The following is a 20,161-nucleotide window of genomic DNA, read 5'->3' on the forward strand; positions in this document are numbered from 1 at the left end:
TAAAACTTAGCGGCGCTGCTCGGTGAGTCGGCCTGCCCACTGAATCGCCACTAGCAAGGGCACCACCATCACCAGAAATATCAGCGTGTAGGCTGAGCCGATTTCAAGGCGCATCGAGGCATAGCTGTCGGCTAAGCCGACCGGTAGCGTTTTGGTTAATGGGGTATGCAGCATCCAGGTAATGTTGAATTCACCGATCGATAGGGTGACCACCATCAGCGCCCCCGCCAAAATACCGCTCATACAGTTGGGGATGACCACCCCGAAAAAGCGTTGCCGAAAACTGGCGCCTAAGCTGGCGGCGGCTTCTTCCAGTTGGGGAAGCTTGGCGGTTTGCATCACGGAGAGCACCGCGCGCACCATAAAGGGCAAGGTAAACAGCACATGGCCAACAAGAATAAATAGCCAGCTGCCACGAAATTCACGGTAGCTGCCATAGGCAAGCAGTAGGGCAAGCGCGGTGGCCAGCCCAGGCACGGCAACTGGTAGCAGTAGGAGTTCTTCAAGCGCATTGGCCCAGCGGCGACGGCTGCGCAGCAGGCCATAGGCGGCGGGTACGCCAATCAGGATAGTGATCAATAAGCAGGCGAGCGCCAGTTTAATCGATAGCCAGATGGTGTCGGCGTAGAGGTGCCACACTTCATCGACCCAGCGCAGAGTCAGCCCGCTTTCAAGGCCGACAAAGTAGTTCTCGGTCAGCCCCGCCATCACCGACATGGCCACGGGCACGATCATGAATAAGCACACCAGTAGGGTGAAACTGAGTTGCAGAACAAAGCGTAGGCGCGATTTCATACGGAAGCTCCCAGATTGCCGCCTGCCAACCGACGGGCAAGGCTTAACGCCATCCAGGTGATCGCACCCAGCACCACCGAAAGCGCAGCCGCCATGGCGAAGTTGGCGTAGTTGGTGAATTCGCCGTAGATATTGAGTGGCAGGATGCTTAGCCGCGTACCCAGGGTAAACGCCGTGCCAAAGGCGCCCATGCTGGTCGCAAAGCAGATGGCACCGGTTGATAGCAGTGCAGGGGCAATGCCTGGAATAATCACGTCTTTGGTGACCTGCCAGGTGTTAGCCCCTAACGAGCGGGCGGCTTCTTCAAGGCTTTGATCCAGGTTGTCGCAGGCAGCCATTACCGTGGTGATCACACGAGGAATGGAGAAGTAGAGGTAGCCAATAAAGAGCCCGGCCAGCGAGTAGGCAAACATCCAGCGCTCGCCAAACAGCAATAGGCTGGTTTGCGCCAGGGCACCCTGGCGGCCGCCCAGCATAATGACCAGAAAGCCCACCACGACGCCAGGAAAGGCCAGCGGAAAGGTGAGGATAGCCACGAGTATGGACTTGCCAAAAAAACGCTGCCGGGCGAGAAAAAAACCGGCAACACCGGCAATGGCCACCGCTACCAGTGACACTACCAGCGAGAGACCAACGGTGGTCGCCAGACTGATCAAGTACTGCCGATGGGTGAGAATGGTCAGATAAGCACTGATGCCACTGCTTGGGTCTGCTCCGGCACCCATCATGATCAGACGTGAAAAAGGCAGTAACCAAAAGGCGCAGAAAATCACCAGCGCAGGCAGCAGGGCGAACAGCACGATCAGGCGTTTACGCTGGGCTGGCCCTGCCATCGCAGGCGGTCGACTGAGATAAGAAGCAGCCCCGGAAGGCTGCTTGGTTGCCACTGTCATGATTAACGCACCTCCGACAGATACCGCTCGGAGAAGCTTCGCTGGGCAGCCGCCATGGCGTTGTAGTCGAGTGCTTCGGCGCGGGCATACTCGCTGTCGGGCAGAAAGACTTCGCGTGCTTCAGGGGAGATGGCGCTGGCGCGCACGGGGCGCAGGTAGGCATCTGCCCATACCGCCTGGCCTTGATCCGAGAGCACGAAATCAAGCACCTGTTTGCCGTTCTCGGGGTTGGGGCCATCCTTTACCAGGCTCATGACGTAAGGCACCACCACGCTGCCCTCTTCGGGAATTACGAACTCCACGTTGGCGCCATCGCTGTGGCGTGCGCGGTAAGCGTTGAAGTCGTAATCAAGCAGAATCGGGATCTCGCCGGAAAGCACCCGTGCATAGCTGGTCTGCTTGGGCACGATAGGGTCGTTTTCGGCCAGCTGATTGAAGTAGTCGATCGCCGGGGTGAAATCGTTTAGATCGCCGCCCATGGCTTGGTTGACTGCCACAGCACCGACGTAGCCGACAAAGGCGCTGGCCGGGTCAAGGTAGCCCACCATGCCGCGATACTCGGGCTTGAGCAGGTCTTCCCAGGAGGTGGGCACCGGGGCGCCATCCAAGGCATCGGCATTGACCATAAAACCGAGGGTGCCGGAGTGAATGGCAAACCAGTTGCCTTCGGGATCTTTCAAGCCGTCGGGAATCTCGTCCCAGTGGGCAGGCTGGTAGGGCGTTACCACATCTTCTTCCATGGCCTGAATACCGAAGGTCACCCCGTAGTAGACGACATCCGCCACCGGGCTATCCGCTTCGGCGACCAGTTGGGCTAATGACTGGCCGGAGTTTTTGTTGTCTTGGGGCACGCGAATGCCGGTCTCCTGCTCAATCAAACGCAGCTGAGTGCCCCAGTCTGCCCACTCTGGCGGGCAGTTGTAGCAGATCGCGTTGTCGCTTGATTGCGCCAAAACGCTCCCCGATGTGCTGATGACTGCCGTGGCCAATACCGCTTGATAAAGACGCTTAAGGTTCATGCTGTGCTCCTCTCTAACGTACCGAACGTGGACTAGCGGGATGCCGGGGTTCCGGCACTTTCGCCCTTACGCAGTGCGTGGGGCAGGGGGGCGGGCGCGCAGCGCTCTCCCCGAATCATGGCTAACAGGGTGTGAACAGCACAGCGCCCGATCTCGGCGCGAGGCTGCTCAATGGTGCATAGCGACGGGTAGAGGTGCTTGCCCAGGGCGATCCCATCAAAGCCCATGACGGAAAGGTCATCAGGTACCCTAAATCCGGCGCGCTGAAGTTCGCCCATCAGGCTGATGGCGAGCAGGTCGTTGGTGCAGATCACTCCCGTGAGAGCATCAGCGCCTTGTAACGCTGAGGTGAGGCGGGTCAGATCTGCTTGGGTATGGTGGGCCATTTCTACCAGCGGGCGCGGTATCAGCCCCGCTTCGTCCATCGCACGGCAGTAACCTTCAAAGCGTTGTTGGGCGCGGTCTGACTGCAGTAGCGGGCCAGCGACCATGCCAATTCGCTCATGGCCCAGGGCGATCAAGTGGCGGGTGGCATCGGCGCTGGCGGCACGGTTGTCGACGCCCACCGAGGGGAAGCCGCTGCTGCCCGGCGGGTTGTAGACCAGCAGGCAGGGAGTGGTTTCCAAGCGCAGCTTGTCCAGCACGGCGCTGTTATCCGCTTCCGCCACGGTAAGCACCAAGCCGTCGGCGCGCTGGCGCAGCATCTCCTCGACAATCTCACTCTCGCGGCTGGGTGAGTATTCGCTGGTGGTAACGATCAGTGAGTACCCCGCCGCACGGGCAGCCACTTCCATGGCTTGCAGCTGTTCGGCAAATACCGGGTTGTCGAGGCTGGGTACCATTACGCCAATCATCTGCGTGGCCTGCGAGCGAAGCTGTTGGGCAACCTTATTGGGCCTGAACGCCAGTTGCTGGGCCGCGTTAAAAACGCGCTCCCGGGTCGCTGGGCGTACCAGCTCGGGGCTTGAAAAAGCCCGCGCTGCGGTTGCCCGAGAGACGCCGGCGAGTTTGGCCACAGTGAGTAAATCTGCCATGGGAATACCTGTTGTCAGTGCAATGAGATCGATCTCATTTATTGGGTATTAGCCTAGAGCGGGTATGTGACGGCTAAATGGCGGGAATATGTATTTTTAGCGTGATTATGATGACAAGGCGATTAATCACCATGAAGCTCGAGAGCTAATGAAAAGGAGGCTGTTTTGCTTGCTTACATTGCGCTGATTTCTGGAGGCCGCTACAGTCTCGCTCTTGTTTACCTGGACGAGACTTCCTTATGGCCACACTGATGATTCAGGGCACCACCTCGGATGCGGGCAAAAGCACCGTGGTGGCTGCGCTCTGCCGTGCGTTGGCCAGGCGTGGCATATCGGTGGCGCCATTCAAGCCCCAGAACATGGCGCTCAATAGCGCGGTTACCGAGGATGGTGGCGAAATTGGCCGCTCCACCGCGCTGCAGGCCCAGGCCGCTGGCGTTAAGCCACACAGCGATATGAACCCGGTGTTGCTCAAACCGGAAAGCGATCGTGGTTCGCAGGTGATTTTACGCGGCAAGGTCTACGGCTATATGGACGCCATGGATTACCACGCCTTCAAGCGCACCGCCAAAGAGAGCGTGATGGCCGCGTGGCAGGCGATGGAAACCCGCTTCGATGTGATTATCGCCGAAGGCGCGGGCAGCCCCGCTGAGATCAACCTGCGCAAGGGTGACATCGCCAATATGGGCTTTGCCGAAGCGGCTGACTGCCCGGTAATACTGGTGGGCGATATTGAGCGAGGCGGGGTGTTTGCTCAGTTGGTGGGGACGCTTGCGCTGCTGAGCGAAAGCGAGCAGGCGCGTATGAAAGGGTTTGTGATCAACCGCTTTCGTGGCGACATGAGCTTGTTAACCCCAGGCATTGAGTGGCTGACGGCACACACCGGCAAGCCTGTATTGGGCACCTTGCCCTACCTTCAAGGGTTGCTGCTGGATGCCGAAGACAGCATCGGCCTGACCCACGCGCCTACCCAGGGGGAGTCGCTCAACGTCGTGGTGCCCGCGTTGCCCCGCATCAGCAATCACACCGATTTTGATCCATTGCGTTTGCATCCCCAGGTAAACCTCACCTTTGTCGGCGCAGACGAGCCGATTCCTGCGGCCGATGTGATTATCCTGCCGGGCAGTAAAAGTACGGCGAGTGATCTGGCATGGTTAAAGCGCCAGGGTTGGGACAGGGCAATTCAGCGTCACCTGCGCTACGGCGGCAAGGTGCTGGGTATTTGTGGTGGTTTTCAAATGCTCGGCGAGTGGGTGGAGGACCCTGACGGCCTGGAGAGCAAGGCCGAGCGTGTCATGGGGTTGGGACTGCTATCCCTCACCACGCGCATGGTGGCGGGCAAACAGCTACGCAATGTGAGTGGCGTGACGGTGGCCGAAGGGGCGAGTGTCACGGGCTACGAAATTCATAATGGCGTGAGCGAAGGCGCTGCGCTGGGGCAGCCGCTGTTTGATCTAGGCACCCACCTTGATGGCGCCGTCAGCGACGATGGGCAGGTGATGGGCACTTATCTGCACGGCCTGTTTGATCACTCAGAGGCTTGCCAGGCGCTGTTAGCGCGCCTGGGATTGTCAGGGGCCCAGCGGCTGGACTATCGCGCCCATCGCGAGCGAGAGCTGGACCGTCTGGCCGATACGTTAGAGGCGCACCTGGATATCGAGGCGCTTATTGCTCTTTTGGGAGCTGGCGCGTCGCCATCACGGTGATCTCGACGTGGCAGCCACCACAGATATTGGGCGATTCGGTACAGGTTCTGGCTGGGTAGCGGCCCGGCTCGAAGAACTCGGCATAGACGCTGTCCATGTCGTTGATGGTGTTCAGGTCAGTCAGGTGAACGTCCACGCGTAGCGCGTCTTCCAGGCTGCCGCCTTCCATTTCCAGCATGCGTAAAATGGCGCGCATCACTAACCGGGTTTCTTCCTTGACGTCGCCCTTGGCCGCATGGCCGTTCGACAGGTCAGAAACCGTCAGCCCGGAAAGAAACACATAGCGATCATCCATCACCATATGACTTCCCGGGAAACTCGGTGTGGGCATGGTGGGGTCGTTCATAAATGTCGTCATAATCATCCTTTTATGGTGACTGGTTAAGAGTCCGACACGTTAACACTCGCTAGGTTCATGTTGCGTGGCGCTGTTAAAATAGCTTTGTTTACACTAGGCTTGCCGCTTTTGGCGAGCGGGGGACCTCATGAAAGTAATCCAAATAGACCAGAAAGCACAGCAGGATGCCTGCCTGGCACGGCTGTGCGCAGAGGTTTATGGCCAATCCGCCGGGCTGACGCCGCTCGTGGTATTTACCGGCACACGCAATGTGCTCCTGACCGAAGAAGCCGCGCGCCTGGTGGCGGCGGTTGACGGCGAAGGCAAGCCCCAGGCTCTCGCGCTGCTGGTATTGGACGAAGAGGGCGAAGGGATGGCACTGACCCACGCCTGCGACCTGGAGGCTCCCCAGGCCAAGGTGTGGCTAATAAGCGAACTGGCGCTTAAAGCGCCGCTGCGTGTTGATGCTGGCGACGCTGAACAGGAAGCGTTTTATCAGCAGTGCGGCATTAAGCGCTGGCTGGACGGTACCGAGGGTCAGCGTATCGGGTTAGGCGCTCGCCACCCGGCCAATACCGTCGAGGAGCTCACCGCGACGGCGGCCATTGACGAGGCGCTGATTTTACGCCGTTTCAAGCATGACCCGGCAGCGTTTGAACAGGCTAAACAGTTATTTGTCGATGGCCTGGCACATTTCCCTGAGGCCTTTTAAAGGCCAATCATACCGTGACCAAGCGGCTACTTTTTCGCCAGTTCCCGCATGGCGGTTTCCAGTCCTTCCATGGTCATGGGGTACATGCGGTCGTCGATGATCTCGCGGATAAGCTGCGTCGAGTAGGTGTACTCCCAGCCCCTTGGGGGCATGGGATTAAGCCATGCCAGGCGCGGGAAGGTTTCGCACAGGCGCTTTAGCCACAGGCCGCCGGGTTCGTCGTTGAAGTGCTCCACGCTGCCGCCTGGATGGGTCACTTCATAAGGCGACATGGCCGCATCGCCGACAATCACGACCTGATAATCCGCGCCGTAGGTATGCAGCACCTCCATGGTCGGGATGCGCTCGCTGCCGCGGCGTCGGTTGTTACGCCAAACGCCTTCGTAAAGGCAGTTGTGAAAGTAGTAGTGCTCCAGGTGCTTGAACTCGGAGCGGGCCGCCGAAAACAGCTCTTCACAGACGCGAATATGGTCGTCCATTGAGCCGCCGACATCCAGAAACAACAGCACCTTCACCGCGTTGTGGCGTTCAGGGCGCATCTGTACGTTGAGCAGCCCGGCGTCCTTGGCGGTTTCGCGAATGGTGCTATCCACGTCGAATTCTTCAAGCGCCCCCTGGCGGGCAAACTTGCGCAGGCGGCGCAGCGCCATTTTGATATTCCGCGTGCCCAGCTCCAGCGAGTCATCGTAGTCGCGAAAGCGCCGCTCGTCCCACACCTTGGTGGCGCGCCGGTGGCGCGAGCCATCCTGACCGATGCGAATGCCTTCCGGGTTGTAGCCGTAGGCGCCAAAGGGGCTGGTGCCGCCGGTACCGATCCATTTATTGCCGCCTGCGTGGCGTTCTTTCTGCTCCTCCAGGCGTTTCTTGAACGTCTCAATGAGCTCTTCCAGGCCGCCTAGGGATTCGATCTTGGCTTTTTCTTCCTCCGTCAGCTGCTTCTCGAACTCACGGCGCAGCCAGTCGTCGGGGATCAGCGCTTCAATGGCGGCGTCCATGTCCTCGAGGCCTTTAAACCAGGCGGCGAAGGCACGGTCAAAGCGGTCGAAGTAGCGCTCATCCTTGACCATCACCGTACGGGCCACCTGATAAAACGCTTCCATATCGGCGAACACCACGCCGCGCTCCACCACGGCGTGAAGATCAAGTAGCTCGCGCAGCGAGACCGGCACGCCTGCGCGTTTTAATGTTTCAAACAAGCCGATGAACATGGCTTAGCGGCCTCTGCCTTTCTGGCGGCGCATCATGAATGCCAGGCGTTCAAGCAACTGAGTATCCTGCTCGTTTTTGACCAGGGCACCGGCCATGGGCGGCAGTGCTTTTGACGGGTCGCGGTTATACAGCGCTTCCTGAGCCAGCTCATCCGCCATCAACAGTTTCAGCCAGTCCACCAGCTCAGAAGTAGACGGCTTCTTTTTCAGTCCGGGCGCCTGGCGAAGCTCAAAAAAGACTTCCAGGGCCTCGCTGACCAGCTTGGGGGCAATATCTGGAAAGTGGACGTCGACGATCGCCTGCATGGTCTCGCGGTCGGGGAATTCGATGTAGTGGAAGAAACAGCGGCGCAGGAACGCATCCGGCAGCTCTTTTTCGTTGTTGGAGGTGATGACGATGATCGGGCGATACTCGGCGCGGATGGTTTCGCCGGTCTCGTAAACGTGAAACTCCATCCGATCCAGCTCCTGGAGCAGGTCGTTGGGGAATTCGATATCGGCCTTGTCGATCTCGTCGATCAGCAACACCACCCGCTCGCCAGTGCTGAACGCTTCCCACAGCTTGCCGGGCTTGATGTAGTTGGCGACGTTCTCTACGCCTTCAACACCCAGCTGTGAATCGCGCAGGCGGCTGACGGCATCGTACTCATAAAGCCCCTGGGCCGCTTTGGTGCTGGACTTGATATGCCAGGTGATTAGCTGGGTACCGAGCGACTCGGCCAGTTCTTCGGCCAGCAGGGTTTTGCCGGTGCCCGGTTCGCCCTTGATCAACAGCGGGCGCTCTAGCACCACGGCAGCATTCACCGCCTGCTTGAGCGCATCAGTGGCAATATAGGAAGAGGTGGAGTCAAACGCCATGGAAGGAGCCTCGGCTTGTCGAATGCGTGTTAAAGGATTCAAACAAGTGTACGTGAGGGCCACCTTCGAGGCCAATGGGTGGTTTAGCGTTATTGGTAAAGTTACACTTGCTTGAGTAACTTAGTGAGTCGGCAACTGTCATAGTTGCCATAATAGGAATAAGGACAGCGTATAACGAGAGGTTACGCCATGCATGCCAACGTAAAGCAACTGCGTTTACAGACCAAGGCGCTCTTAGCGGCGACACAGCGTGGAGAAACCGTCGACATCACTTATCGCGGCAAGCCTTGTGCTCGGCTGGTGGGTCTCGATGAGAGCGGTCTGGAAACGCGTCCAGCCCGTAACCCTGCCTTCGGGTTATGGGCTGATCAGGACTCCTCGAACGGCAACGATGTTGAGTCACAGGTTCGGCGTCTACGTGCGCCGCGTACGTTCGAGGTGGGTGAGTGATGCTGGTCGACACCGACGTACTGATCTGGAATCTGCGCGGTAATACGGCGGCGGCGGAACGCCTGGATGATTTACCGGGCTTTTCGCTGTCCGCAGTGAGTTATATGGAGTTGGTGCAGGGCATGCGCGACAAGCAGGAACTCAATCAACTGCGTCAAGCGCTGCATTATTGGCAGGCAAAAATAGTCCATTTGGACGAAGGTACCTCGTCGCGTGCCACCTTCCTGGTCGAAAGTTATGCGCTTAGCCATAACATGCAAATGGCGGATGCGCTCATTGCTGCGACGGCCATGGAACTTGGCGTGCCCTTGCTAACCGCCAATGATCGCCATTACCGGCATATCGATGGTTTGGCGTTAGACATCTTTCGTCCAGCCTAAAGGGCTATACTCTCCTCTGCCACTCTTTGTCACGCCTGCCAATTCGGTGGCACGATGCCTTGGCGCTGCATTTGCCGGTAGATCGTGGGCCGAGAAACCCCTAGCGCGCGAGCCACAGCGCTTATGTTCCAGTGCTGCTCCTTCAGGATTGTCAGCAGTGTGGAATCGGTATCGTGATTCGTTTCCGAAGACAGTGGAGATGCCTGCCGCGTGATCCGTTGGCCAAGGCACTGCTCGGGCAGATCGTGAACGGTGATTTCGTCGCTTTCCGAGGTGGCCAGGGCAAACGCCAGTGCATTTTTTAGCTGGCGGATATTGCCCGGCCAAGCGTAGGCGAGCAGGGCGCTGATGGCATCGGCCCTTAGCCTGGGTGAGGGGCTGCCGCCGCGTTCGCTGACCACATCGTTAAACACCTGGCGAATCACGTAGAGCTTATCGGCACGTTCACGCAGCGCGGGCAGGCGCAGTTGAGCCCCGTTAAGGCGGTAGTAGAGGTCTTCGCGGAACTCGCCCTGCTGAATCATTGCATCGATATTGCGGTGGGTGGCGGTAATGACCCGAATATCGACCTTTACAGGCGTATTGGCACCCAGCGGCATGACTTCCCGTTCTGCCAGTACGCGCAGCAGCCGGGTTTGCAGTGACAGCGGCATATCGCCGATTTCATCCAGAAACAGCGTGCCGCCGTGGGCCTGGGGAATCAGCCCGCGCATCCCCTTGGCGCGCCCGCCGGTAAAGGCGCCTGGTTCGTAACCAAACAGCTCGCTTTCGATGAGTGCTTCGGGGATAGCGGCACAGTTCACCGCAATAAACGGATAGTTTGCACGGTTACCGCTTTCGTGGAGGGCGCGGGCAATGACCTCTTTGCCGGTGCCGGTTTCTCCGCTAATCAGTACATTGACGCTGGTTTCATTACGCAGCCGTTCAGCGAGTTTCTGTACCTTGCGCATGGCGGGGTCATCCGCGCCTAAGCGCGCCAGCGATTCTGGCAGTGAGGCGCTGGCCGGTTTTGTCGGCTGGCTCGAGCGGGGGCGCTTGGGTTCCAGCAGGCTAATAAAGTATATGGTGTTGCTGGCACGGGCCCGAAAGGCGCGAATCTGGTCGTCGGTGGCGCTGTTGATGCTCAAGACATCGGTAATTTCACACTCGAATAATTCTCCCAGCATGGGCGTAGGGCTTGTCGACCAGGGTGGCCAGCGACGCTGGTGTTCGGCGATCAACTCCCGGCCTATCGCATTGGCGGCAATCACTTGCCCGTTCTCTTCAATGGCCATGAGCCCACGTCCGTTGACGTGCACAAACTCCCGCGACGTATCCAGACGCACCATCAGGCAGTCTCGATAGCGCTGTAAAAAGTAAGCGTCTTCAATCATGCGTGCGTAGAGCGTCACCAGCGAGAGACTGAAATTCTGGCTCTCACGCTGAGTAGGCGATTGCAGTGCGGATATATCCAGCACGGCCATTACATTGCCCTGGGGGTCGGCGATGGGCGCGGCGGTGCAGGTGAGCGAAATATGCGAGGCGTCGAAGTGTTCCTGGCGGTGACAGATAATTGCCTGTCGGTCGTGCAGGCAGGTGCCTACGGCGCAGGTGCCTGCAAAGCGCTCGTCCCAGTCAGCGCCCAAGTAGAGCCCGGCCTTACGCAATTGCTGATCCTGGCGTGGGTCGCCGCGAAACTCGACTGTGATACCGCGTTGGTCGGTAAGCAGCAGGACATAACCAAGCTGGGAAATTTGTCCATAAAGTTGCTCGACCCCCGCTCGGGCCACGTGCAGCAATTCATCCACCGATTCACGGTGTTCCAGCAATGTCTGTTGTGGCACGACGCGCGCGGGTCGTGGTTGAGTCGGGTCCAACTGGTATTCGTTCAAGCAGCGCAGCCAAGAATGGCGAATCATTTCCTGGGCGGGTATATGGGGCGAATCCAGGCCTTCGCCGAGCTGAAACACATGCTCAATATGCTGGCGCTGAACGGATCGTAGCTGCGCAGGCAGGGGCGAGTTGGTCGGCATGGTATTCCTCACGTCGCGCTTTGTTGTTGTCCTTCCAGACTATGCGCTTTGGGTAAGGTGTCAACGCGGCTGAATTACACCGTTAGTCGTGAGTTACACCTGTAACGTCAGGGTGTAAAGGGTGTGACAGGTGTACACCGTTGCGGTGTTTTATGGCTGCCTATTATGTGTCTATTTATCAGTATCTTAGGTGGTGTTTAAGTGACTTGGCACGGCGGGTGCTTAGAACTTGTTGAATCATGGTTGATTCAACAATAACAAACCTGATCTGGAGTACCGATATGACACAGCCAACCGCCACGGCCATTGTTCAAGCATGGCTGACTAACTTTGACACCGCACTGCAAGCCAAGAATATTCAGCAGATAGTCTCTCTATTTGGCGATGAGTGCTATTGGCGCGATTTCCTTACCTTTACCTGGAATTTAAAAACCTGTGAAGGTAAAGACGAGATTCAGGCCATGCTGAACGCTACGTTGGATAATACGCGCCCGGCCAACTGGCAACTCGAAGGCGAAGCAACCCAAAATGGCGATATCACCGAAGCGTGGTTCACCTTCGAGACCGCGGTCGCCAGCGGTAAAGGCTACCTGCGGCTGAAAGAGGGTAAATGCTGGACGCTGCTCACCACGATGCAGTCCCTGCACGACTTCCCTGAGCCGCGTAATCATCACCGTCCTAAAGGCGCTGAGCACGGCGCCAATAAGCAGCGTGAAACCTGGCTGGAAGCACGACAGCGCGAAGAAGCGGAGCTCGGTTACACAAAGCAGCCCTACTGCGTGGTGATTGGTGGCGGCCAGGGCGGTATTGGCTTGGGGGCACGGCTGAAGCAGATGGGCGTGCCGACCATTATTATCGAGCGCAACGAGCGTGCAGGGGACTCCTGGCGAAATCGCTATAAGTCGCTCTGCCTGCATGATCCCGTCTGGTACGACCACCTTCCCTATATTCCTTTTCCTGAAAACTGGCCGGTGTTTGCCCCCAAAGACAAACTGGGGGACTGGCTGGAAATGTACACAAAGGTGATGGAGCTCAATTATTGGAGCTCCACCGAGTGTCAGAATGCTCACTTCGACGAAGCCGCAGGGGAGTGGGTGGTGAACGTCAAGCGCAACGGCGAAGCGATCACATTGCGGCCCAAGCAGCTAGTCATGGCGACCGGGATGTCGGGGATGCCCAATGTGCCGACATTTGCCGGTGCAGAAAACTTTGAAGGCGAACAGCAGCACTCCAGCCAGCATCCGGGTCCAGATGCTTACACCGGTAAAAAGTGCGTCATCGTGGGGTCGAATAACTCCGCCCACGATATTGCCGCCGCGTTATGGGAGCACGATGCTGATGTGACCATGCTGCAACGCTCATCCACCCATATCGTTAAGTCGGATTCGCTGATGGAAGAGGTGTTGGGGCCGCTCTACTCCGAAGAGGCGGTGGCCAGTGGCTTGACCCACGACAAGGCTGATCTGATTTTTGCTTCGATCCCCTATAAGGTGCTGCCGGACTTTCAGCGCCCGGCGTTTGAGGCGATCAAACAGCGCGACGCCGAGTTCTATCAGAAGCTCGAAGACGCGGGCTTTATGCTCGATTTTGGCGACGACGACTCGGGCCTGTTCTTGAAGTACCTGCGCCGGGGCTCGGGTTACTACATCGATGTGGGCGCCTGTGATCTGGTTGCCAATGGCGATATCAAGCTGCGCAGCGGTGTGGGCATTGAGCGCATCAATCCCCACTCCATCACCCTCACCGATGGCAGTGAGCTAGAGGCAGATTTGATCGTTTATGCCACTGGCTATGGCTCCATGAACGGCTGGGCGGCCAGACTTATCTCCCAGGAGGTAGCGGATAAAGTCGGCAAGTGCTGGGGCTTGGGCTCCGACACCACCAAGGACCCTGGCCCCTGGGAGGGCGAGCTACGCAACATGTGGAAACCCACCCAGCAGGAGGCGCTGTGGTTCCATGGCGGCAATCTGCACCAGTCGCGGCACTACTCACACTATCTGGCACTGCAGTTGAAGGCACGCATGGAGGGGCTGGCAACGCCTGTCTATGGTCTGCAGCCGGTTCACCACACGTCTTAACAAGGAAGGGTAACCCATGAGTGAGGCAAGCATGCAAGCAGCAGTTTGGTACGCAGCGAAGGATCTTCGCGTCGAGCAAGTGCCGGTGCCCACTATCAACGACCCCCACGCGGTGAAGGTAAAAGTCGTCGCCTGTGGCATCTGCGGCAGTGATCTGCACGAGTATGCCGCCGGGCCGATTTTTATTCCGGTTGATAAACCGCACCCGATCAGTGGCGAGCAGGCACCGATTATTATGGGCCACGAATTTGCCGGGGAAGTGGTCGAGGTCGGCGATAAGGTAACGCGGGTGAAGGTAGGCGATCGCGTGGCCATTGAACCGATTCTTTCCCCCAACGAGGATGGCGCTTATCAGATGGAGCGCTACAACCTGACGCCCTTGCTCGGCTTTCATGGACTTTCGGGCGGCGGCGGCGGCTTTTCCGAGTTCACCGTGATGGGTGAGCATATGGTGCACAAACTGCCGGATGATCTTAGCTTCGAACAGGGCGCCCTGGTAGAGCCCGCGGCGGTAGCGCTGCATGCGGTGCGCCAAAGCTGCCTGAAAGCTGGGGACAGTGCGGCGGTATTCGGCGCGGGGCCCATTGGACTAATGACCATTGAAGCGCTTAAGGCCGCCGGTGCTGCGAAAATTTACGCTATAGAGGTCGCGCCTTCCCGCAAAGCCAAGGCCGAAGCATTGGGGGCCATTGCGGTTGATCCGCAGCAGGAGGATGCGGTGGCAGCGATTCAATCACTGAGCGGTGGCGGCGTGGACGTGGCGTTTGAGGTAACTGGCATTCCCGCCGTGCTGAATCAGGCGCTGCACAGCACCCATGAAGGTGGCGAAGTGGTGGTGGTCAGTATTTGGGAAGGAGAGGCCAGCTTTCAGCCTAACGACCTCGTCATCAAAGAGCGCACCATGAAGGGTATTATTGCCTATCGTCATGTTTATCCTGCGGTAATGGCGCTGATGCAACGAGGCTATTTCCGCGCCGAGGACATGGTCACCCAGCGCATTCCACTGTCTGACATTGTGGAGGCGGGCTTTGAGGCGCTGTTAAACGATAAAGCTCAGGTGAAAATCATCGTGACACCTTAGCGACGTTGAGGATTGCTGAGCGCTAACGAAATCACATGATGCTTTGTGATGCAAAAAGGCTGCAAGCTGCGCAGTGCTGGTGCAGTTTATTTGCTGCAGTGCGAGGAAAATTAGCAAAAAATCAATCATATATTTATTAAAATATTGTTTTATATATATTTTTTAAAAAGTGGCACGCAGATCGCATGGTATATGGCAAAGGGTGAGTGAATAGAGAAACAACGGCTTGGATAGCTTGCTTCTCTCCCTTCTTCACCTACATCGCTGCTAACTTTCAGCGATACACCGAGTGAGCTGGCGTGCTCCACCTGGGTCCCCTTCGGGGGACTTTTTTTTGCGTGTAATTTAGCCCTCTCTCTTCTCTGCATATTTCGTGCTTAATATTATAACAAAATTTTACGTGACGTTTGGAAACAGTGTTCGTATACTAATTGCTGTACAAGTTATCAAAGCGTCGCCGACGGTATAAACGTGCATGTTGTAGACGTGAGTGATACGTGACGCTTGATAACGGACTCCGAGCGAAAGTTGAGAGGATGACCCTGATGAACCAATTTAAAATTGTATCTGCCGCTGTGATTACCGCTGGCCTTGCCATGGCAAGCCAAGCTGCGCTTGCGTACACCGCGGGTGATGTTTTTGTTCGCGGTGGGGTCGCTAAAACGGACATCGCTTCCGACGACAGCAACGTAGGCGGAGCCGATCTGGACGTCGAAAGTGAAAACGGCTTCAGCTATGGCGTTGGCTATCTGTTCCATGACAAATTCGGCGTTGAGCTGAACAGTGGTGAAGGCTTTGAACATGACCTGACGACAGCCGCTGGTGATGCCGGTAGCGTCGAGCGCCTGCCGGTTAATGCGCTGTTCAACTACTACCCGATGGGTGGTGTCGATTCACGCATTCAGCCATACGTAGGCGTCGGTCTCAACTACACCAACTTCTATAGCGAAGACACTGCCACTGGCCTCAAAGTCGACGATAGCTATGGTGCGATTGGCCAGGCGGGTCTTGATCTGGCGGTGACGGACAATGTCATGCTTAACGGCTATGTCAGCTACGCCGACGTGGATGCCGACATCACATCCAACGGTAACAACGTTGGTGACGTGGACATTGACCCCGTGACGGTTGGTGGTGGTGTCACCTACCGCTTCTAATCGGCCATATTGAACGCACACCATTGCGTTAGCCAAGCTAGAACAAACGCCCAGCTCAGCTGGGCGTTTTTATATCAGGCGTGTGCGGCTTTAGCTCAACTCAAGGGGTCAGGTTATCCGGCCCCTGGTCGGTCACGGCGATATTGTCTTCAATGCGAATGCCGCCGCAGGGCATGCAGTAATCCACCAGCGCCCAGTTGATGGGCAGCGATGTCTCGCGCAGGGGTGCCAACAGCATGGGAATGAAATAAAGCCCGGGCTCGATGGTCACGACCATGCCGCTGGAAAGCGTACGCGTGAGACGAAGCGCCGGATGCTCGTTGGGCGGCGGAGCCGCAGTGCCGTCCGGGTGGCGTAAACCGGCCACGTCATGCACCTGTAATCCCAGCGAGTGCCCCAGCCCATGCGGACAGAAGGCACGGGTGACGCCCTCATCGATAGCCTGTTCGCGGCTGCCACGGAAAAGATCATGGGCGATCAGAATATCGCCCAGACGCTGGTGCATCTGCTCGTGCAGCGAGATGAAATCCGTACCCGCTGTAACCCCCTGAACCAGTTCGTCTTTCAGGTCGTGCACGGCGCCCACCAGCTCGCCGAATAGCGCCGGGGCATCTGGCCCGGCGTGGGTGCGAGTGATATCGGCGCAGTAACCACGAAAGCGTCTTCCGGCATCGACAAGCAGACTATGGCGTCGCCTGGGCGGGCTGGTGTCGTAGTGCTGGTAGTGGAGGACGCCCGCGTGGTCGTTCAGGCCGATAATATTCTGGTAGGGAACCGCCGACTCGCGCTGGCGGCTAGCTGCCAGGTAGGCAAGTTGGATATCCAGCTCGCCGGACGCGCCCAGGAAGGCTGCCTGGGCGGCCTCGTGCCCGGCGATCGCGAGCCGGTTGGCTTCACGTAGGCAGGCGATTTCATAGTCAGACTTGACGATGCGACGCTCGTCCAGGCGATTCAACAAGGTGGCAGGGTTGAGTTGCGCCTTCAGGCTGGCGCTGGGCAGCTGCGCCACGTCGCCGATAATTGCGGCGTGGCCATCCAGCGCGGGGCTGACGTGGTCGCTGCAGAGGTGGATATCGAATTCGTCGACCCAGGGTTCTTCGGGAAGCCGGGTCGGCAGGTGCCAAAAGTCCGCCGGGGCATAAAGGTAAAGTTGTGGCCGCTGATGAGGGCGTATCACCAGCCAGCTATGTTGCACGTCGGCCAGTGGCACCCAGTGCATGAAGTGGCCGTAGGTCTGGAAGGCGGGTGCCTGATCGTCGGCAAAGTAGGCGTTGGTGTGCCCGCTGTATATGGCCAGGCTGTCGAGCTGGTGCTCGTCAAGCAAGGCGGTATAGTCGTGCTGCAGGCGTGTCAGATGCTCTTGCTGTAACCGATATAGTTGCGATGACATGCAGGGTCTCTAGTAAGTGCGAAAGTGTGGGAGTTCACTCCAGAAGGCGTCCAGCTCTCCATGGTGCTGGCCTTGGTGACGATACAGGCGAAGCTCCATGGGCACATCCCAGCGGCTGTCGCCTGCGCGGACCAGGCTACCCTGGCGAAGCTCAGCCTCGACGTTGCGTTCGGGCAGCCAGCTCATCCCGTAGCCGAGCAGCACCAGTTCCTTGATACCCGCCGCATAGAGGTTTTCGCTCTGGGCGTTTAAATAGCTGCTCTGGGGTAATCGCGCCAGGTGGGCGGTCACCGCTGAGCCCAGCAGGCCTCGTTGTGGGTAGGCGAGCCAGGGAAGTGGCTGCTGGCGGCTGCCCGGCAATAATGCTCTCGGCGCCGAGTGCTCGTCGACACCGGTCACCGGAATCAGCCGTTCATGGCCGATGACGCGGTAGGTGCAGGCACTGGTGTCGATGTCCAGATCGCAGCGCCCAATCGGCCAGTAGCAGATCGCCAGGTCACATTCGCCGTGCTGGAGCGCCTGGAAATAGTCGCTGGCCACCCAGCCGGTGGCGCGCAGATAGGGTTGAACACGCTCCTGCCAACCGGTTGTGGCCAGCCACTCGGGTAGAAATTGCCCCAGCAGGCTCTGTGGGGCGGCCACCATGATGCGCCGTTTCTGCCCCGCGCTGATTTCCCGTACGCGGTCTCGCGTCAGCCGAACGCGGTCAGTGACCTGCTCGCACAGCAGCAAGAACTCGTCTCCCGCCGGGGTCAAGGAAAGCGGCAGTGTTTGCCGGTTGATCAGCGTCACGCCCATTTCCTCTTCCAGCAGCTTGATACGCCGGGAAAAAGTGGGTTGTGTGACGTTCTGTTCATCGGCAGCGCGGGAGAAGTGTCGCGTTCTGGCCAGGGCGATAAAGTCTTCTAGCCAGCGAATTTCCATGCCTTACCTCTCCGTGCATAGCGCCATCTAAGGTCCGACGACCGCCTCATAGGCGGCCTTCTTCAACAGCGTGGCATGCAACACGCGTGCCGTCATCCTGTGTCTGCAGGACAGGGATTTCCTGTTTACAGCGCGCATTGGCATGGGGGCACCGGCCATGAAACACGCAGCCGCTGGGCAGATCCACCGGTGTAGGTACTTCGCCGGAGAGCCGGATGTGCTGGGGGCGGTCGTCTTCAAGCCGTGGAATCGCCGACAGCAACGCCTGAGTATAAGGATGGCGTGGCTTGGCGAATAATGTCGAGGTGGTAGCAATTTCGCATACCGTACCCAGGTACATGACGGCAACGCGGGTCCCGAAATGCTCGACGACTGCCAGGTCGTGGGTGATGAACAGATAGGTCAGGTTGCGCTCTTGCTGGGCTTCCATCAGCAGGTTGAGTACCTGCGCCTGAATGGAGACGTCCAGCGCGGAAATGGGCTCATCGGCAACGATAAACTCAGGGTCGACGGCCAGGGCACGGGCAATGGCAATACGCTGGCGTTGGCCGCCGGAAAATTCGTGGCCGAAGCGCTTGCCCCAGTCCGGGTCAATGCCGACGGACTGCATGACGTCTTCGACCTTGGCTTCGATTTTCTCGCGATGCCAATCCGGATGGTGCAGCCGTAGCGGTTCTTCCAGCGTTTGCTGGATGGTCATGCGTGGGTTGAGCGATGCATAGGGATTCTGGAAGATCATCTGCATGCGCTTGCGGTAGGGCAGCAGTTGCCGCGAGCTCAGGTTGTCAATGCGTTCGCCGCCGTAGCGAATCTCGCCTTCCGAAGGGGTAATCAGCCCCATTACCATGCGTGCAACGGTGGACTTGCCGCAGCCGGATTCGCCCACTACGCAAAGTGCTTCACCGCGCTTGATGTCGAGATCGACGCCGTTGATGGCATGCACGTATTCCTGGTGGCGAACCAGCTTGCCACCCTTGAAGCGTAGCTGTTCAAGAAAGTCGCCCGACAAGGAAAAGCGCTTTTTCAAGCCGCGAATCTGCAGCAGCGAGTCGTCACTTTTCTCGTTCTGGGTCGGCGTCGGGTGGGCCGCCATGGCCTCAGCGGGCGCGGTCATGAGGTTTCCTCCTTCAAGCGGCGGTCTTCAAGCATTTCAGCGACCATATGGCACGCCACGCGGCAGTTGCCGGACTCGACAAAGCCGGGAACCTGCTCGATACAGGCAGGGCGGGGCTTTCCATCAGCGCGATTGATAAAGTTACAGCGCGGGTGAAACGCGCAGCCGCTGGGCAGGTTTGAAAGCGACGGCATGCTGCCGCGGATCTGATTGAGCCTTTCGCCGGGCGTTGCCATCTGCGGCAGTGCGTTGATCAACCCTTGGGTATAGGGGTGCTGCGGGTCGTTGATGATCTCCCGCGTGGGTCCCTGCTCGATCACGCGACCGGCGTACATGACCAGCATGCGCTGGGTGACCTGGCTGACCACCCCGAGGTCGTGGGTGATCAGAATCAAGCCGACGTTGTGCTGCTCGCAGAGCTCCAGAAGCAACGCCATGATTTCGGCCTGAATGGTCACGTCCAACGCCGTGGTGGGCTCGTCGGCGATGATGATATCCGGGTCCAGCAGCAGTGCGATGGCGATGATCACCCGCTGGCGCATGCCACCGGAAAGCTCGTGGGGGTACTGGTCCAGGCGGGTTTCCGGCGAAGGGATCTGTACCTGGCGCAGTTTGTCCAGGCAAATGGCGCGGGCTTCCTTGCTTGAAATACGCCGGTGGGCCTTTAGGCACTCGACCATTTGTTCGCCGATGGACAGGACCGGGTTCAGGGTCATCATCGGGTCCTGGAAAATCATCGAGATGCGGTTGCCGCGCACTTTGCGCAGGCCGCGTTCGGACATGGTATTGAGCGTTTTACCTTCAAAGCTGATGCTGCCCCCGGCGATAAAGCCGGGCTTGGCAATCAGGTTGAGTAGCGAAAACGCGGCCACGGATTTGCCCGCGCCAGATTCGCCGACAATGCCTAAGCGCTCGCCGCGTTCAAGGGTAAAGTTCACGTCGCGCAATGCGCGCACTTCGCCTTGGCGCAGGCCGAAGCGCACGTCCAGATTTGTCACTTCCAGTAGTGCCAT

General features: G+C 58.3%; 19 protein-coding genes. 7 read left to right on the forward strand and 12 right to left on the reverse strand.

Going from position 1 to position 20,161, the window contains the following annotated elements:
• Window positions 1-6 precede the first annotated feature (6 nt).
• Genes ADS46_RS09165 through ADS46_RS09180 form a run of 4 tightly spaced genes read right to left on the reverse strand, consistent with a single transcriptional unit; the run spans window position 7 to window position 3,741 of the window.
• Complete coding sequence (locus tag ADS46_RS09165) at window positions 7-795, reverse strand: ABC transporter permease (protein ID WP_066319170.1); 789 nt, start codon at window positions 793-795, stop codon at window positions 7-9.
• Window positions 792-1,688 (reverse strand): ABC transporter permease, encoded by an 897-nt coding sequence (locus ADS46_RS09170; RefSeq protein ID WP_066319171.1) that lies wholly within the window; start codon window positions 1,686-1,688, stop codon window positions 792-794. Before ADS46_RS09170 ends, ADS46_RS09165 begins: the two co-directional genes overlap by 4 nt.
• Window positions 1,689-1,690: 2 nt before the next feature.
• A complete protein-coding gene (locus tag ADS46_RS09175) occupies window positions 1,691-2,707 on the reverse strand; it encodes an ABC transporter substrate-binding protein (RefSeq protein WP_066319173.1) in 1,017 nt (338 codons plus the stop codon).
• Window positions 2,708-2,739: 32 nt separating this feature from the next.
• A complete protein-coding gene (locus ADS46_RS09180) occupies window positions 2,740-3,741 on the reverse strand; it encodes a LacI family DNA-binding transcriptional regulator (RefSeq protein ID WP_066319175.1) in 1,002 nt (333 codons plus the stop codon).
• Window positions 3,742-3,980: 239 nt separating this feature from the next.
• Here ADS46_RS09180 and ADS46_RS09185 point away from each other — a divergent pair, with 239 nt between their 5' ends.
• Complete coding sequence (locus ADS46_RS09185; RefSeq protein WP_066319177.1) at window positions 3,981-5,447, forward strand: cobyric acid synthase; 1,467 nt, start codon at window positions 3,981-3,983, stop codon at window positions 5,445-5,447.
• Here the strand turns inward: ADS46_RS09185 and ADS46_RS09190 are convergent.
• Window positions 5,407-5,805, reverse strand: a complete 399-nt coding sequence (locus ADS46_RS09190; protein WP_066319179.1) for a RidA family protein — start codon at window positions 5,803-5,805, stop codon at window positions 5,407-5,409. The genes ADS46_RS09185 and ADS46_RS09190 overlap by 41 nt on opposite strands.
• Window positions 5,806-5,932: 127 nt before the next feature.
• On the opposite strand from ADS46_RS09190, the gene ADS46_RS09195 reads away from it, so the two are divergent.
• Complete coding sequence (locus ADS46_RS09195) at window positions 5,933-6,496, forward strand: hypothetical protein (RefSeq protein WP_066319182.1); 564 nt, start codon at window positions 5,933-5,935, stop codon at window positions 6,494-6,496.
• Window positions 6,497-6,522: 26 nt separating this feature from the next.
• On the opposite strand, the gene ADS46_RS09200 is transcribed toward ADS46_RS09195, so the two are convergent.
• On the reverse strand, window positions 6,523-7,704 hold the full coding sequence (locus ADS46_RS09200) for a vWA domain-containing protein (RefSeq protein WP_066319185.1): 1,182 nt from the start codon (window positions 7,702-7,704) through the stop codon (window positions 6,523-6,525).
• A gap of 3 nt (window positions 7,705-7,707) precedes the next feature.
• A complete protein-coding gene (locus ADS46_RS09205; protein WP_066319188.1) occupies window positions 7,708-8,562 on the reverse strand; it encodes an AAA family ATPase in 855 nt (284 codons plus the stop codon).
• A gap of 189 nt (window positions 8,563-8,751) precedes the next feature.
• On the opposite strand from ADS46_RS09205, the gene ADS46_RS09210 reads away from it, so the two are divergent.
• The gene (locus ADS46_RS09210; RefSeq protein WP_066319191.1) at window positions 8,752-9,012 is read left to right on the forward strand and encodes a type II toxin-antitoxin system Phd/YefM family antitoxin; all 261 of its coding nucleotides are present in this window, start codon (window positions 8,752-8,754) and stop codon (window positions 9,010-9,012) included.
• Entirely contained in the window at window positions 9,012-9,392 is a 381-nt protein-coding gene (locus ADS46_RS09215) for a type II toxin-antitoxin system VapC family toxin (protein WP_066319193.1), read from the forward strand. The genes ADS46_RS09210 and ADS46_RS09215 overlap by 1 nt, the downstream gene beginning before the upstream one ends.
• A gap of 29 nt (window positions 9,393-9,421) precedes the next feature.
• Here ADS46_RS09215 and ADS46_RS09220 read toward each other — a convergent pair whose 3' ends face one another.
• On the reverse strand, window positions 9,422-11,404 hold the full coding sequence (locus tag ADS46_RS09220; protein WP_066319195.1) for a sigma-54-dependent Fis family transcriptional regulator: 1,983 nt from the start codon (window positions 11,402-11,404) through the stop codon (window positions 9,422-9,424).
• A gap of 281 nt (window positions 11,405-11,685) precedes the next feature.
• On the opposite strand from ADS46_RS09220, the gene ADS46_RS09225 reads away from it, so the two are divergent.
• The 3 genes from ADS46_RS09225 to ADS46_RS09235 all read left to right on the forward strand — a co-directional run bounded on the left by ADS46_RS09225 (window position 11,686) and on the right by ADS46_RS09235 (window position 15,720).
• Window positions 11,686-13,482, forward strand: coding sequence for an NAD(P)/FAD-dependent oxidoreductase (locus ADS46_RS09225; protein ID WP_066319197.1), 1,797 nt, complete (start codon window positions 11,686-11,688; stop codon window positions 13,480-13,482).
• 16 nt (window positions 13,483-13,498) lie between these two features.
• Window positions 13,499-14,563 (forward strand): 2,3-butanediol dehydrogenase, encoded by a 1,065-nt coding sequence (locus ADS46_RS09230; protein WP_324611671.1) that lies wholly within the window; start codon window positions 13,499-13,501, stop codon window positions 14,561-14,563.
• A gap of 536 nt (window positions 14,564-15,099) precedes the next feature.
• A complete protein-coding gene (locus ADS46_RS09235; protein WP_066319200.1) occupies window positions 15,100-15,720 on the forward strand; it encodes an OmpW/AlkL family protein in 621 nt (206 codons plus the stop codon).
• Window positions 15,721-15,820: 100 nt separating this feature from the next.
• Here the strand turns inward: ADS46_RS09235 and pepQ are convergent, their stop codons facing one another.
• The 4 genes from pepQ to ADS46_RS09255 are packed head-to-tail and all read right to left on the reverse strand — an operon-like array spanning window position 15,821 to window position 20,161.
• Complete coding sequence (pepQ, locus tag ADS46_RS09240) at window positions 15,821-17,110, reverse strand: Xaa-Pro dipeptidase (protein WP_066319201.1); 1,290 nt, start codon at window positions 17,108-17,110, stop codon at window positions 15,821-15,823.
• A gap of 9 nt (window positions 17,111-17,119) precedes the next feature.
• Window positions 17,120-18,034, reverse strand: a complete 915-nt coding sequence (locus ADS46_RS09245) for a LysR family transcriptional regulator (protein ID WP_066319202.1) — start codon at window positions 18,032-18,034, stop codon at window positions 17,120-17,122.
• A gap of 46 nt (window positions 18,035-18,080) precedes the next feature.
• Complete coding sequence (locus tag ADS46_RS09250; protein ID WP_066319203.1) at window positions 18,081-19,148, reverse strand: ABC transporter ATP-binding protein; 1,068 nt, start codon at window positions 19,146-19,148, stop codon at window positions 18,081-18,083.
• Window positions 19,145-20,161: an ABC transporter ATP-binding protein gene (locus ADS46_RS09255; RefSeq protein ID WP_066319210.1), complete on the reverse strand. Its 1,017-nt coding sequence runs from the start codon at window positions 20,159-20,161 to the stop codon at window positions 19,145-19,147. The genes ADS46_RS09250 and ADS46_RS09255 overlap by 4 nt, the downstream gene beginning before the upstream one ends.

It is taken from the genome of Halomonas sp. G11 (assembly GCF_001663515.1).
Taxonomy (GTDB): Bacteria; Pseudomonadota; Gammaproteobacteria; order Pseudomonadales; family Halomonadaceae; genus Vreelandella.